Here is a 14,270-nt window from a genome sequence, read left to right as displayed (position 1 = left end):
GCGCGAGGGCGGACGGGCTCGACGCCGGATCAGGCGCGGCGGCGGCGGGCGGCGAGGACCAGGCCGAGGCCGATGAGGAGCAGCGCCGCGGCCCATGCGACACCGGCGGCTGCCTGCGCACCGGTGGCCGCGAGCGCGGGTGCGGCGGCGACCTCCGCGTCGGGGTCGGTGACGACGATCCGCACCGTGCGGGTGGTCTCGGCCCCGTCGGCGTCACGGACGACGACCTCGACCTCGACGGTGCCGACGAACCCGGGGCGGGGGGTGTAGACGAGGCGGCCGTCGACGACCTCGGCGGTGCCGTGCGCGGGCGGGGTGACGGAGACGAGCTCCTCGCCGTCGCCGACCACGTCGATGACGAGGACGGTGTCGTCGGGGGTGGCCCAGGCGTCGCCGTCGCGGGTGCCGGCCGCTGCGACGGCGATCGTCGCGTCGGCGGTGCTCGTGGCCTGCCCGTCGCTGATCGTGTACGGGAAGGTGACGACGCCGGTGAACCCGTCGGCGGGGGTGTAGGTGGCGACGCCGCCGGCGAGGGTGACGGTGCCGCGGGTGCGGCCGTCGGCGTCGACGGGAGTGCCGACGCTGACGACGGTGAGCGTGTCGCCGTTGAGGTCGGTGTCGTTGCGCAGCAGGGTGATGCGCACGGGGCTGCCGGGGGCGGTGACGGTCTGGTCGGCGGCGGCGACGGGTGCGGCGTTGTCGACCGTGACGACGAGCGTCGAGGTGACGGTCGCGAGGCCGTCGGAGACGACGTACGTGACGGTGACGGGACCGGCCCAGCCGCGGGCGGGGGTGACGGTGATGCGGCCGTCGGTGCCGACGGTGGCGCGGGCGCCGTGGTCTGCGGTCGCGGACGTGACGCGCAGGGTCTGGAACCCGGCGGCGGCGTTGGGGTCGGCGGCGTGGGTGAGCACGTCGACGGTCACGGGGGTGCCCGAGGCGGTGCGGGCCGTGGTCGCGTCGGCGGTCGGGGCCGCGTTGGTGACGGTGACGGTGACCGTGCCGGGGGTGCTCTCGTGCTCGTCGCTGGCGGCGTACCCGAAGGTGACGGTGCCGGTCCAGCCGGTCGGCGGCGTGTACTGCACGCCGCCGCGGACGATCTCGACGGTGCCGCGGGGGGTGCCGTCGGCGTCGACCGGCGGGGTGAGGGAGCCGGTGGCGACGACGAGGGTCTCGCCGTCGGGGTCGGTGTCGTTGGCGAGGACGTCCACGACGACGGTGGTCGACGTGGGGGTGGTCGCGGTGTCTGCGGTGGTGGCCGGTGCGCCGTTGCCGACGGTGACGGTCAGGGTGCCGGTGGTCGTGGTGACGCCGTCGCTGAGCGTGTAGGTCACGGTGACGGTGCCGACGAAGGCGCCCAGGGGCGTGACGTCGAGCGTGCCGTCGGGGTTGACGGTGACGGTCGCGTCCTGGTCGGCCGTGGCGGCGGTGACGGTGAGCTCCTGGTCGCCGTAGCCGGCGTCGACGTTGGCGTCGGTGTCGTTGCCGAGCACGTCGACGCCGGTGAGCGGGACGCCGACGGTGGTGCCGGCGGTGTCGGGCTGGGCCACGGGTGCCGCGTTGGCGACGGTCACGGTGAGGGTGACGTCGGTGCTGCCGCCACGGCCGTCGCCGACGGTGTAGGTGACGGTGTCGTCGCCGACGAACCCGGCCGCGGGCGTGTACCGCACGCGGGGTCCGTCGTCGGTGGTGACGACGACGGCGGTGCCGACGGCGGCTGTGTCGTCGACGGACAGCAGCTCCAGGGGGTCGCCGTCGAGGTCGGAGTCGTTGGCGAGGACGTCGACGTCGACGGGGGTGCCGGCGGCGGTGCTCGCGGTGTCGGCGACGCCCGTGGGCGGTGCGTCGACGGTGACGGTGACGGTGGCGTCGGAGGTCGTGCCCGACGGGTCGGTGACGGTGTAGGTGAAGGTGACGGTCCCGCCCCAGCCGGCGGCGGGCGTGTAGACGACCCGGCCGTCGGTGCTCACGGCGGTCGTGCCACGCGTCGTGCCGTCGCCGTCCACGGGCGTCCCGACGGCGGACGCGACGAGGGTGTCGCCGTCCGGGTCGGTGTCGTTGGCGGCGACGTCGATCGTCACCGGCCCGGCACCGGCCACGGCGTCGGCGGTGTCGTCGACGGCCACCGGTGCGCTGTTGACCTGGGCCGACGTGATCGTGACCTCGCCGACGTCGGACGCGCCGCGGGCGTCCTCGACGGTGTACCCGAAGACCTCGGTGCGACCGGCGGCGAGCCCGCCGGCGGGCTTGGTGTAGGTGACGGTCCCGCCGGCGAGGGTGACCGTGCCACCCTGGGCGGTGGCCAGCGCGCCCGAGGTCGCGGTGGTGCCGTCGACCGTGATCGAGCGGACCGTGAGGGCGTCGCCGTTGGGGTCGGTGTCGTTGCCGAGCACGTCGACGGTGGTCGCCGCGGAGACGGGGACGTCGACGTCGAGCGTCAGCGCGTCGTCCTGGGCGGTGGGGGCGCCGTTGACGACCTCGACGATGACGGTGGCGGTGCTGACGTTCCCGGTGGAGTCGGTCGCGGTGTACGTGAACACGTCGCGGCCGGCGAAGTCCGCGTCCGGGGTGTAGACGACCGTGCCCGTGGGGTCGAGGGTCAGGGTGCCGCGGGCGGGCTGCGTCGTGCCGACGAGCATGACCGGTCCCCCGGTGTCGACCGCACCGGCCAGCAGGTCGATGCTCACCGACGGGGTGGCCGCGGTGGGGGTGTGCGCGACCACGTGGTCGCGCAGCGCGGGCGGCGCGTCGCCCGTGTCGCCCTCGACGACGGCCTGGACGATGTTGGTGACCGTGCCGGCGACGGTGCCGGTGGTGGAGCCGCGCGACGTGGTCTGGGCGGCGTTGACGAGGGTCTGCCCGGCGACGACGTCGTCGTCGACCACGACGGTGAAGCTGACGACGTGCGAGGCGCCGCCGTCGGCGAGCACGTCGACGTCGCCGACGTCGACCCGGACGGCACCGGGGGTGCCGGTGCCGGGCAGGAACCGGCCCGCGTCGGCGTCGTCCGCGTCGGTGAGGGGGCTGCCGTCGAGGAGGATCGAGCCGGGGACGTAGGTGGTCCCCGTGGGCACGGCGTCGAAGAAGACGGTGCCGGTCGCGGCGTCCAGGCCGTCGTTCTCGACGACCACGGAGTAGGTCAGCTCGTCACCGGCGCGCAGGTCGGGGTTCTGCCGGACGCTGTTGCTGCTGAACGACTTGGCGCCGTGCACGTTCGGCTCGTAGAGCTCGGTGGCGAACGTGACCATGCCGATCCAGTACTGCTCGGACGAGGTCGTGGCGCTCAGGGTCGCGCTGGTCACGCCGTTGCCGAGGATCCCGTCGGCGGCGATCAGGTCGGAGTCGAAGCCCATCTGGTTGGCGTAGTCGGGGTTCTGCCCGGCGCTGACGCGGGTGCCGCGGTTGCTGATGGTGGAGTTGAAGACGTCGGTCTCCGGGTTCAGCGGGTCGCTGAGGTGGGTGCCGTTGAGGCTGAACCGGTCGCCGGACAGGCCACGGTCGCCCTCGTAGGTGACCGCGCCGAGCGTGGTCAGGACCGTGCCCGACGGCGGGGTGAGGAAGCCGCTGACGTCGAACGACACGTCGTTGTTGCCCGTCGAGTTCGAGATCTCCGAGTAGCCGCGGAACACGCTGAGGTTGCGCATGGGCTCGGCGGGGTCGGCCACGACGACGACGAGCGACCACCCGGCGAACTGGTTGGTGCCGGCCGTCGAGGACTGCACGTTCCCCACGGTGTACGTGCCGGACCCGGCGGCGGTGACGACGTCGGTGACGTCCACGTACGCCTGGTACCCGGAGGCCGTGCCCGCCTGGGCGAAGTGGTCGGCGGTGATCGTGGCGCCGGCCCGGTCGGTGCCGGTGGCGCTGTCGACCGCGAGCCACGCCCGGTCCCGCAGCGCCGGGTCGGCGGTGCCGGCCTGCACCGTGTCGACCCGGCCGCCCCAGACGAGCGCCGCGAACAGCACGGACCCGCCCGCGGGGACCGTCAGCGTCGACGACGACGAGCTGAACGTCGTCGCCCCGTCGGCGAGCACGTCGACGAACTGCCCGGTGTAGTTGTTGTTGCGGGCGGTGCTCGAGATGCTCGTGTCGGTCGACGTGCGCGCGGCGTTGCAGTTGTCGCCGTTGGCCCCGGAGACGGTGCACGTCATGAGCGTGTTCGCGGCCATGACGATCGTGCCGTGCGCGTTGGCCGAGAACACCGCGGCGAACGGGTCGATGTTCGCCGCCTGCGCGGGCGCGGCGAGCACACCGCCCAGGACGGCGGTGCCGACGAGGAGGACGGCGACGGCGCGGGCGCGGCGCAGGACGGCGTGCAGCATGCGGAGACCTCGAGAGGGGTCGACGGGTGGGGACGTCCGGTCGATCGACCCCGCAGCGGGCGAACTGAACGCCCGTCCACGTTCTTTCGCCCGCTCCGTCTCAGTTCCCTGGGCGCTAGGACCCAGGTCCCGGGTGCTAGCACCCCCACCGCCCCTGACCTGCGGTGACGCGGGTCACAGCCCGGGTGTGGCCGTCGGACGACGGCCACACCCGGCGCTCACGCCCGTCGGCGGCGCGCCACCCCGACCAGGCCGAGCCCCAGCGCGAGCAGCGCCGCGGCCGAGGCGGCGGTCGCCGTCCCCGAGACGCCCGTGTCGGCCAGCTCGGCCCCGGGGGACGCGGCGGGGTCGGCGGTCGCCGGGGTCGCCGCCCCACCCGCGCTCGTGCCGGCGCTCTCGCCCGCCGCGACCACGACGGAGCCGACGGCGGTGGCGCCGCGCGGGTCGGCCACCACGTAGACGAACGTGTCCGTCCGGCCGGCCTCGAGCCCTCCGGCAGGGGCGGCGTAGCGGAGCGTCGTCCCGTCGAACGTCACACGCCCGCCGAGGGACGTCAGCAGCGTCCCCGACGCCACGGCGCCCGCACCCGCGCCGACCGTCCGCACCGTCAGGACGTCGCCGTTGGGGTCGGTGTCGTTGGCCAGGACGTCGACCGTCACCTGCTCGGCACCGTCGAGGGTGACGGCGTCGGCCTGCGGTGCGGGCGCGTCGTTCAGCACCTCGACGAGGACCGTCGCGGTGGTGGCGTTGCCGGTCTCGCCCGTGACCGTGTACGTGAGCAGGTCGTCACCGGCGAAGTCGGCGTCGGGCGTGTACACGACGGAGCCGCCGGGGCCCGCGGCCAGGGTGCCGCGAGCGGCCGGCGTCCAGCCGACCAGCGAGAGCACCTCGGGCGCTGCGGTCTGGGCCCCGCCGAGGACGTCGACCACGAGGGACGGCGCGTCGGCGGTCGGACGGATGCTCACGACGTGGTCGACCAGCGTCGGCGGGAGGTCCCCGAAGCCGCCGCGCACGCTGCCGAGCACGATGTTCGTGACGGTGCCGTCGGCCACCCCCGACGTGGCCCCGCGGTAGCTGGTCTGGGCGCCGTTGACGAGCGCCTGCCAGCCGGCGGCCGACGCGTCCACGACGACGGTGAACGTGACGAGGTGCGTCGGTCCCCCGTCGGCGGCCGGGGCGATGTCGCCGAGGTCGACGTGCACGGCGCCGAGGTCACCGTCCGCCGGCGAGAAGCGGCCCGCGTCCGCGTCGTCCGCGTCGGTCAGCGGGTCCCCGTCGAGCGTGAGGGACCCCGGCAGGTACGTGGTGCCCGTCGGGACCGCGTCGAACAGCACGGCGCCGGTCGCGGTGTCGTCCCCCTGGTTCTCGACCACGAGCGAGTACGTCAGCTCGTCGCCCGTGCGCAGGTCCGTGTCGCCCCACGGGCTGGCCGTGCTGAACGAGAGCGCGACCTGCACGTCCGGGTGCGGCGCCGCGGGGCCCGGGTCGCCGGAGGCCGGTGCAGGGGCTGCCATCGCCCCGACGACGGCGATCCCCCCGATCGCGAGGAGGGCGGGACGGGACAGGTGCGGGACGGCTCGACGCATGAAGGAGACCTCGGGGGATCGGTGGAGCATGACCCCCCTGCCTCGGGTGCGGCCGCGACGGGCTGAAGCCGCGCACGCGGACTTCACCTGCTCCCGACGTCCCGGCTGGGTGCTGGCACCCACCCCGCCCCCGGCCGGCGCCCGTCACCGCCGCGCGGCGTCAGTCCCGCTCGCCGGGCACCTTGTCGACGACGTCCTCGTACTCCGCCGCCGCGGGCAGCTCGCCCGGCGCGTAGACCAGACGCAGCACGCCCGAGCCGAACGCCTCGGAGCGCAGCAGCCGCAGCGGCTGGACGTCGCCCTCGTCGAACAGCCGACCGCCGTGCCGCGCCGCCACGGGGTGCACGAGCAGCCGGAGCTCGTCGAGCAGCCCGGCCGCGAGCAGCTGGCGCACCACCGAGGGCGACCCGGCCACGAGGACCTTGCGCACCCCGGGCTCCGCCGCGACCGCCCGCACGGTCCCCAGCAGGTCGGCCGTCGGCTCGACGTTGCGCCACCCCAGGTCCTGGTCGCCGTGCGTCGCGACGACCTTGCGCACGTCCCCGAGCTGCGCGGCGAACGTCGCGTCGTCCTCGCCCGCCGCCTCCCGCTCCGGCCACGCCCCCGCGAAGCTGTCGTACGTGACGCGCCCGAGCAGCAGCACGTCGACGTCCTCGTAGTCCTCGGCGACCGCCGCGCCCATCTGCTCGTCGAAGTACGGGAAGTGCCAGGCGGGGTCGATCTCGACGACACCGTCGACGGAGATGAACAGGGTCGAGACGATCGTCGCGGTCACGCAGACCTCCAGGCTCGTGGCACCCGCCCGTCGCGGGCACCCGGACGACTAGACCCGCGGCAGCGGGCGGACTGAGCGGGTCAGGGCAGGTCCGGTACGACCGGGAGGACCAGCCGGGACGGACGGGTGGCGTCGTGGTGGACCCGCTGGTGCACGACGCGGCGCCCGGCGGGGCCGGTGAGCGCCGCCAGGGCACCCGTGCCGGGGTTGACGTCGAACCGCGGGAAGGACGAGCTCGCCACCTCCAGCCGCAGCCGGTGCCCCGCACCGAAGCGTTGCGCGGTGGCCCCGAGGTGCACGGTGACCTCGCGGGGCTCGTCCGGCGGGACCGCGCCGAGAACCTGCCCGACCCGGACCACCCCGTCGACCACCCCCAGGGCGGTCCCGTCGGGGTGCACGTCGACCAGCGTGGCGGTCCAGTCGGTGTCGAGCGCGTCCGTCGACGCGACGAGCGTGACCTCGACGTCCCCGATCACGGTGACGTCGTCCGCGAGCGGCGGGGAGTCGAAGCGCAGGACGTCGGCACGGCCGTCGAGCACGCGGCGGTCCCACGCGCCGGTGCCCCGGGCGGCGTCGCCGCGGGCGAAGAGGTTGGGACCGCCCACGGTCGGGACGGGGTCGGCGGGGTCGTGGACGAAGGCGGACGGTGCCGCGGCCGGCGCGGGCTCCGGGCCGAGGGACCCGCCGGGCCGCAGGTACCAGGCCGTCGGGTTCGCCGGCGGCGGCCACGTCTCCAGGCCGCGCCACGCGTCCTCGCCCATGACGAAGACCCGGACCCGCGGGGCGTCCGCGACGGGCTCCCCCGTGGCGTGACCGACGAGGTGGTCGAGGACCTGCGCCCCGACCTCCTCGGCGCCGCGGGCGGCAGCGCGCCCGTGGTCGACCGCGCCGATCGCCCGCCCGGCGGGGCCGTGCCCCCAGGGGCCGACGACGAGGCGGGAGCCGGGCGGGCAGGTCGCGAACAGGTCGAGCGTGAGGTCGCGGAAGATGTCGTGCCAGCCCGCGACGAGGAACGTCGGCAGCGCGGGACGCGGCGGCAGGGCACGCTCGGCCCACCACGGGTCGGCCGGCGGGTGCGTGACCCAGTCCCGCCAGGCGGGGAACCAGCGGGCGAGCACCGGGTGGTCGGCGACGACGCCGTCGAGCGCGACCCGCTCCCCCGCCTCCGCGAGCTCCTCCCACGCGGCGAGGTCGGCGGCGACGTCCTGCCCGGCGGCCGCGGCGCGCAGGATCTCGCCCCGCCCCATCGCCGTCACCCAGCCCAGCGCCGATCCGAGCAGCAGCGCGCCGCCGCGGTAGACCACGCCCACGGGGTCGCCCGGGACCACGCCCAGGTGCAGGGCGCGCAGCGCCGGGTGGCCCGCCGCGGCGACCGCGAGCAGCGTCTGGGCGAGGTACGACCGCCCCCACCCCACGACGGCGCCCGAGCACCACGGCTGCCGCACGCACCAGTCGAGGACGTCGCGGCCGTCGTCGCGGTGCCCGGCCCAGGGCTCGAAGGTCCCGTCCGAGGCGCCCGTGCCGCGCAGCGCCACGACGACGACCGCGAGACCCCGCTCGACGAGGGCGTCCTCCCCCATCTCGGCCCGGGCGCCGTCCACCGGGTACGGGGTGAGCGCGAGCACCACCGGCACCGGGGCGTCGGTGACGGGCCGGTGCACCGTCGCGCGCAGCACGGTGCCGTCGGCCAGCGGCACGGGGACGAGGCGCTCGACGACGCTCACGGCACCGCCGCCCGCAACCCCGTGCGGGTCCACCTGCTCTGCCGCGGGAGCGGTCACGGTGCTGCCTCCGTCGCGCCGGGGGCGCCGTGCGCGTCAGCCCACGACCAGCGGCATGCCCGCCTCCGCCCACGCGACGACGCCGCCGTCGAGGTCGTGGATGTCGGTGAGGCCCGCCTCCGCCATGAGGTCCGTCGCCGTGCCCGATCGGTTGTCGGTGCGACAGTAGACGAGGTACGTGCCGTCCTGCGGCAGGTCGGCGACGAGGTCGGCGAACGCGGGGTCGGACAGGTCGATGTTCACGGCGCCGTCGAGGTGCCCCTCGGCGAACTCCGCGGGCGTGCGCACGTCGACGACCGTGACGTCGGGGTCCTCGAGCAGGGCGGCGGCGTCCTCGACGTCGACGTCGGTGACGGCCCCGCCGCCCGAGCACCCCGCGAGCGCGGCGACGGTCAGGGTGACGGCGAGCGCCGCGAGGGCGGGGCGACGAGAGATCTGCATACCCCCCAGGGTATATGCGATCGATGTCGGGGCACGGGTCGGCCGGCCCTCGCGCCGGGCGCCGACCGCCCTACGATGCCCCGATGGACGTGGTCGCGCGGGGCCGGGAAGCGGTCGTCCTCGACGCCGGACCGGGGCTCGTGCTGCGCCGCTACCTCGACGGGCGGGACACGACGGCCGAGGTCGCGCTGCACCGGCACGTGGGCGCGCACGGCTACCCCGTGCCGCAGGTGCTGCGGCAGGAGCCGGGCGGGATGCTCCTCGAGCGCGTCGTCGGTCCCACGCTGCTCGAGGCCCTCCTCGCCGGCACCACCACCGCGGCGCAGGCCGCCGCGGTGCTCGCCCGCCTGCACCACGACCTGCACCTGCTGCCCGCGCCGCCCGGCTCCCTCGCCGGCACGTGCGTGGTCCACCTCGACCTGCACCCCGCCAACGTGCTGCTCAGCCCGTCCGGGCCCGTCGTGATCGACTGGGCGTCCGGCCGGCCCGGCCACCGCGACACCGACGTGGGCCACACGGCGGTCGTGCTGGCGGCAGCGGTCCTGTTCGGCGTCGACGGCGAGGCCGGCGACGCGGGCGCGCACGACGTCCCGGCCGCGCTCGTGCGCGACATGTTCGAGGCCTTCCTCGCTGCGGACCACGGCGCCGACCCTGCCGCGCGCCTCGACGAGGTCGCCGAGCACCGCGCCCGCTACTCGATGCCGGCGCGGGTCGTCGAGGCCGCGACAGCCCTCGTCCGCCAGGCCGCAGGCGCCTGAGCAGTCGTCAGACGGCGCGCACGGGCGGGGCGGGGTCGCAGGAGGAGGCGAGGGGGACGGCGTCGTCACCGGTGGCACGCGGGACGCTCAGCGCCCAGGTGTTCATCGCGTCGAGCACGACGCTCAGCCCCTGGCCGACCTCGGTCAGCTCGTACACCACGCGCGGCGGCACCTCTGCGTACACGGACCGGGTGACGATGCCGTAGGTCTCGAAGCGCCGGAGCCGGTTGGTCAGCGTGTGCGCACTGACTCCGGGCAGGGCGTCCTTCAGCTCCGAGAACCGCAGCGGCCCGTGCAGGAGCTCGCGGACGATGAGCGTGGCCCACGGCCCGTCGAGAAGAGTGAGGAAGCGGGCGACGCCGCACTCGGGCCAGGTCTCTCCGGGGGACGGCATGGCGCCAGGGTACCCGATAGTGCAGTTGACGTAACTGATGCAGTGCATGCACTAATGGAGACATGACCTTCATCGTCCACGGCGCCACCGGCGCCCAGGGCGGCCCGGTGGCCGCCGCACTCGCCCGCGCAGGCAGGTCCGTCACGGCCGCCGTCCGCACCCCGCAGTCGTACGACGGCGACGCCGTCGCCGTCGACTACGCCGACCCCGGCACCCTTGCCGCCGCCTACCGGGGCGCCGAGGGTGTCTTCGTCCACCTGCCCCTGGGCACGCCCGAGCAGCAGCTCGCGCACGCTCGGGCGATCGTGCAGGGCGTCGAGGACGGGCGTCCCGGCAGGGTCGTCGTCTCGACCAGCGGCTACCCGTTCGCGGAGGACGGGACCGACGACGGCCCCGTATCGGTGCTCGTGCGGGGCCTGCGCGGCTCCGGCGTCCCCACGGCCGTGATCGCCCCCCGCCTGTACCTCGAGAACCTCCTCCTGCCGCCCGTCACCGCCTCCGCGCGCGAGCACGGGGTGCTGCCCTATCCGCTCCGCACCGACTACCCCGTCTCCTGGAGCTCGCACCTGGATGTCGCCGACGTCGCCGTCCGCCTCCTCGACGACCTCGCGCCCACCGGCACCGTGGCGGTGGGGGCGCTGCCCGGGCTGCTCGGGGCCGATCTCGCCACGGGGTTTGCCGAGCACCTCGGGCGTGACGTCCGCTTCGAGGCGCAGGACCCCGACGACTTCGGCACGGCTGTCGCACCGATCTTCGGTGCCGAGGCGATCGCCCCTGTCGTCGCGTCGTACCACTGGCGGGCCACGCAGCCCGGTGACGTGATCGCGCGCGAGGACAGCGCCCAGGAGCGCCTCGGCCTCCAGCCGCGCACCGTGGCGCAGTGGCTGCGCGACGTGGGCGCATAGCCCCGGGATCGGCACGGGGTGACGACGCGACGTCCGGGCGCCGTCACCCCGCCGCGTCCGCCGACATCGGCGGGCAGCCCTCGTCGGCGGCATCAGGGCGCAGCTCGAGGTGCCAGACCTCGTTGGCGTAGACCTGGCACAGGCCGAACTGCGCCCCGTGCCGGCTGAGCCACTCGGCGGTCGCGTACGGGCCGACGTCCACGGCGTCACCGGTGACGTGCGCGGAGTCCTCCGGGGAGGCCACCCAGCGGGACGCCTCGTCGGCGCTGCCGAACGTGCGCAGGGCGTCGTCCTGCAGCCACCGCTGGTAGGCCGCCGACCGCCAGCCGCTGGTGACGTGCAGCGTGCGACCGTCGACGCCGACCGCGGTGGCGGCCTCGCGCAGCGCGGCGAGCAGGGCCGGGTCGAGTCCTGCGATCGCCGGCAGCGAGTCGTCGAACGGCGAGACGGTCTCGCCGTCGGGGATCCGTCCGTCGGCCGTCGTCGGCTCGCTCGGTGCGGTCGGCCCGGGCAGCGGGACCGTGCCGCCCGCCAGGCCGGCGGTGGCGGCCGCCGCGACGACGACGAGCGCAGCGAGTCCGCCGACGACCGCGACAGCGCGACGCCGTCGCGGACGGGGCCGCTCGGCGCCCGTCGCCGGGGCGCGAGGAGGGAGCAGGGTGGTGTCGTCCATGCGACGAGACCACCGGACGCCGCGTCGCCACGGCGTATGCGCCGATGCATACGCGCACGACACACCGCCACGCCTAGGGTCGGCCCGTGCGTGTGCTGATCGTGGAGGACGAGCCGGACCTCGCCGCGGCCGTCCGCGACGGGCTCCGGCTCGAGGCGGTCGCCGCCGACGTCGCGCCCGACGGCCACGCGGCGCTGGAGCTGCTGGGCGTCCACGACTACGCCGTGGCGGTCCTCGACCGCGACGTCCCCGGCCCGTCGGGGGACGACGTGGCCCGGTGGATCGTGGCCTCCGGGTCGGGCCTGCCCATCCTCATGCTGACGGCCGCAGACCGGCTCGACGACAAAGCCAGCGGCTTCGAGATCGGTGCCGACGACTACCTGACCAAGCCGTTCGCGATGCGCGAGCTCGTGCTCCGCGTGCGCGCCCTGGCGCGGCGGGCGCCGGCCCCCACGCCTCCGGTGCTGGAGCTGGCCGGCCTGCGCGTCGACCCGTTCCGGCGCGAGGTTTTCCGCGACGGCCGGTACGTGGCCCTCACGCGCAAGCAGTTCGCGGTGCTGGAGGTGCTCGTGGCTGCGGGCGGAGGCGTGGTCAGCGCCGAGGACCTGCTCGCGCGGGCGTGGGACGAGAACGCCGACCCGTTCACCAACGCCGTCCGCATCACCATCTCGTCGCTGCGCAAGCGCCTCGGCGAGCCCTGGTTGATCGGCACGGTCCCCGGCGTGGGCTACCGCATCGAGACGGCGGGGCCCGGCGGTGCGTAGGCGCGGCCTGTCCGTCCGGTGGCGGCTGGCCCTGAGCTACGCGGCGCTCGTGACCGTGGTCGAGGCGATGCTGCTGACGGTCGTCGCCGCCTTCCTCCTGCGGTACGTGCCGGAGGGCGACCTCGTCCTGCTCGACATCGGCGGGACGACGGCGTTCGCACCCGACCGGTCCGACCTGCTGCGCACCTTCGCGCCCGCCGCCGCACTGACCGGCCTCGCGGCCTTCGGCCTGGGACTGCTCGGCGGCTGGGTCCTCGCCGGCCGGGTGCTGCGGCCGCTCACCGCGATCGGCGCCGCCGCACGGCGCGCCGCAGCCGGGTCGCTGGACCACCGGATCGACCTGACCGGGCCCCACGACGAGTTCCGGGAGGTCGCCGACACGTTCGACACGATGCTCGCCCGGGTCGAGCAGAGCGTCGAGGGGTACCGCCGGTTCGCCGCCGACGCCTCGCACGAGCTGCGCACCCCGCTCGCCACCACCCGCGCGATCCTCGACGTCGCGGCCGCCGACCCGGACCCCGACGTCCCGCAGGTGCTCGCGCAGCTGGCCGCGGCCAACGCGCGCGCCGTCGCCGTCACCGAGGCGCTGCTGCTCGTCGCTCGGACCGACGCCGCACCTGTCGGCCGCGACGACGTCGACCTCTCCCTCGTCCTGGAGGACGCCGTCGAGACGCTCGCCGGCACGGCCGACGCCCGCGGCACCACGATCCACCTCGACTCCCGGCCCGCCGTCGTCCCGGGCGACGCGACCCTGCTGCACCACCTCGCGACGAACCTCCTCCAGAACGCCGTCGTCCACAACACCGCGACCGGGGGCTGGGTCCGCGCGAGCACGCACCGCACCGACACCGCCACCCACCTGACGGTGGAGAACACCGGCCCCGTCCTGACCACCGACGCGGTCGCCGCTCTGGCCGCACCGTTCCGCCGCGGCGCGGGCCGCACGCAGGCCCCCGACCACGCCGGCGCCGGCCTCGGCCTCGCGATCGCCACGTCGATCGTCCGCGCCCACGGCGGCACCCTGACCCTCGTCCCCCGCGCCAACGGCGGCCTGGTCGCGACAGCGACGTTCGTGGCATGACGATCTGCAGGGACGTCAGCCGCGCATGACCTCCGGCGACGTGGACATGTGCACCACGCGCTGCTCAGCTCTGCCCGTCGGCCCCTTCCAGGTGGAGCTGCTGGGCCAACGCCGGGACGTTGCGCAGGAGTGCGACCCAGACGATCTCGTCGTTCACGCCGGCGTAGTCGTGGGCGATGCGGTTGCGCATGCCACGGATCGCACGCCAGTCCACGTCCGGGTGTGCAGCACGGAACCCGTCGGACAGGCGGTCCGCGGCGGACGACACGTTGACCACGACGGTCCGTGCCGCGTAGCGCAGCAGCCTGCCGTCGGCATCGACCGCGACGAAGGCGTCGTGCCCTCGGCCGACGATGTCCGCTGCCGTCTCGACGAACTCGAGGAGATCCCGGAGCACCAGGGCGTCGCGGTCCGACGCGGCACCGCTGTCCCTCACAGTGGCCGGGCCTCCACGAGGGCGTGCTCAAGAACCCGTGAGCGGGAGCGGTCATCCACGATGTCGACCCGGACGCCGAGCACGTCCTCGAGGGCCTGCTCGAGGGCCACCAGCTCGACGAGCCCCATCGTCTCGGGGAGCGTGGCGAGAAGGTCGAGGTCTGAGCCCGGACGGTCGTCGCCCCGGGCGACGGAACCAAAGACACGCACGTCGGACGCACCGGCGGAACGCACCAGCTCGAGGACCTCCGCCCGATGACGCGCGAGCTCCTCCGACGGCCTGGTCGTCACACCCCTCACCTCCTCACGTCCTGAGGACGACGGTACCGCCCGTGCGCAGCGGAGAGGAACCCGC

General features: G+C 75.3%; 13 protein-coding genes. 4 read left to right on the top strand and 9 right to left on the bottom strand.

All coding sequences use genetic code 11. The features are described from left to right. Window positions 1-29 precede the first annotated feature (29 nt). The 5 genes from FBY24_RS18990 to FBY24_RS08915 all read right to left on the bottom strand — a co-directional run bounded on the left by FBY24_RS18990 (window position 30) and on the right by FBY24_RS08915 (window position 8,905). Window positions 30-4,322, bottom strand: coding sequence for an Ig-like domain-containing protein (locus tag FBY24_RS18990; protein ID WP_160158470.1), 4,293 nt, complete (start codon window positions 4,320-4,322; stop codon window positions 30-32). A 218-nt stretch (window positions 4,323-4,540) separates the two neighbouring features. Next, complete coding sequence (locus tag FBY24_RS08930) at window positions 4,541-5,938, bottom strand: Ig-like domain-containing protein (protein WP_142159907.1); 1,398 nt, start codon at window positions 5,936-5,938, stop codon at window positions 4,541-4,543. A gap of 130 nt (window positions 5,939-6,068) precedes the next feature. After that, a complete protein-coding gene (locus FBY24_RS08925) occupies window positions 6,069-6,683 on the bottom strand; it encodes a dihydrofolate reductase family protein (protein ID WP_142159905.1) in 615 nt (204 codons plus the stop codon). Between the two features lie 80 nt (window positions 6,684-6,763). Beyond that, window positions 6,764-8,464 (bottom strand): CocE/NonD family hydrolase, encoded by a 1,701-nt coding sequence (locus FBY24_RS08920; protein ID WP_142159903.1) that lies wholly within the window; start codon window positions 8,462-8,464, stop codon window positions 6,764-6,766. Between the two features lie 36 nt (window positions 8,465-8,500). Further along, on the bottom strand, window positions 8,501-8,905 hold the full coding sequence (locus tag FBY24_RS08915) for a rhodanese-like domain-containing protein (protein WP_142159901.1): 405 nt from the start codon (window positions 8,903-8,905) through the stop codon (window positions 8,501-8,503). Window positions 8,906-8,988: 83 nt separating this feature from the next. Between FBY24_RS08915 and FBY24_RS08910 the strand changes: the two genes are divergently transcribed. Continuing rightward, a complete protein-coding gene (locus tag FBY24_RS08910; protein WP_160158469.1) occupies window positions 8,989-9,663 on the top strand; it encodes a phosphotransferase in 675 nt (224 codons plus the stop codon). Window positions 9,664-9,670: 7 nt separating this feature from the next. Here the strand turns inward: FBY24_RS08910 and FBY24_RS08905 are convergent, their stop codons facing one another. After that, window positions 9,671-10,057 carry a helix-turn-helix domain-containing protein gene (locus tag FBY24_RS08905; RefSeq protein WP_142159897.1) on the bottom strand — a complete coding sequence of 129 codons (387 nt, stop codon included), beginning with the start codon at window positions 10,055-10,057 and terminating at the stop codon, window positions 9,671-9,673. Between the two features lie 62 nt (window positions 10,058-10,119). Here FBY24_RS08905 and FBY24_RS08900 point away from each other — a divergent pair, with 62 nt between their 5' ends. After that, window positions 10,120-10,962, top strand: coding sequence for an SDR family oxidoreductase (locus FBY24_RS08900; RefSeq protein WP_142159895.1), 843 nt, complete (start codon window positions 10,120-10,122; stop codon window positions 10,960-10,962). A gap of 43 nt (window positions 10,963-11,005) precedes the next feature. Here the strand turns inward: FBY24_RS08900 and FBY24_RS08895 are convergent, their stop codons facing one another. Then, on the bottom strand, window positions 11,006-11,635 hold the full coding sequence (locus FBY24_RS08895) for a M15 family metallopeptidase (protein WP_142159893.1): 630 nt from the start codon (window positions 11,633-11,635) through the stop codon (window positions 11,006-11,008). 86 nt (window positions 11,636-11,721) lie between these two features. On the opposite strand from FBY24_RS08895, the gene FBY24_RS08890 reads away from it, so the two are divergent. Next, window positions 11,722-12,399, top strand: coding sequence for a response regulator transcription factor (locus tag FBY24_RS08890; RefSeq protein ID WP_142159891.1), 678 nt, complete (start codon window positions 11,722-11,724; stop codon window positions 12,397-12,399). After that, on the top strand, window positions 12,392-13,480 hold the full coding sequence (locus tag FBY24_RS08885; protein WP_255432307.1) for a HAMP domain-containing sensor histidine kinase: 1,089 nt from the start codon (window positions 12,392-12,394) through the stop codon (window positions 13,478-13,480). Before FBY24_RS08890 ends, FBY24_RS08885 begins: the two co-directional genes overlap by 8 nt. A 64-nt stretch (window positions 13,481-13,544) precedes the next feature. Here FBY24_RS08885 and FBY24_RS08880 read toward each other — a convergent pair whose 3' ends face one another. Further along, the gene (locus FBY24_RS08880) at window positions 13,545-13,916 is read right to left on the bottom strand and encodes a DUF86 domain-containing protein (RefSeq protein WP_142159889.1); all 372 of its coding nucleotides are present in this window, start codon (window positions 13,914-13,916) and stop codon (window positions 13,545-13,547) included. Beyond that, window positions 13,913-14,206, bottom strand: a complete 294-nt coding sequence (locus FBY24_RS08875) for a nucleotidyltransferase family protein (RefSeq protein ID WP_142159887.1) — start codon at window positions 14,204-14,206, stop codon at window positions 13,913-13,915. Before FBY24_RS08875 ends, FBY24_RS08880 begins: the two co-directional genes overlap by 4 nt. Window positions 14,207-14,270: the final 64 nt, after the last annotated feature.

The sequence above is a fragment of the Cellulomonas sp. SLBN-39 genome (assembly GCF_006715865.1).
GTDB lineage: Bacteria > Actinomycetota > Actinomycetes > Actinomycetales > Cellulomonadaceae > Cellulomonas.
Note: the sequence above shows the minus strand (reverse complement) of the source record. Positions and strands in the feature narration are given on the sequence as shown.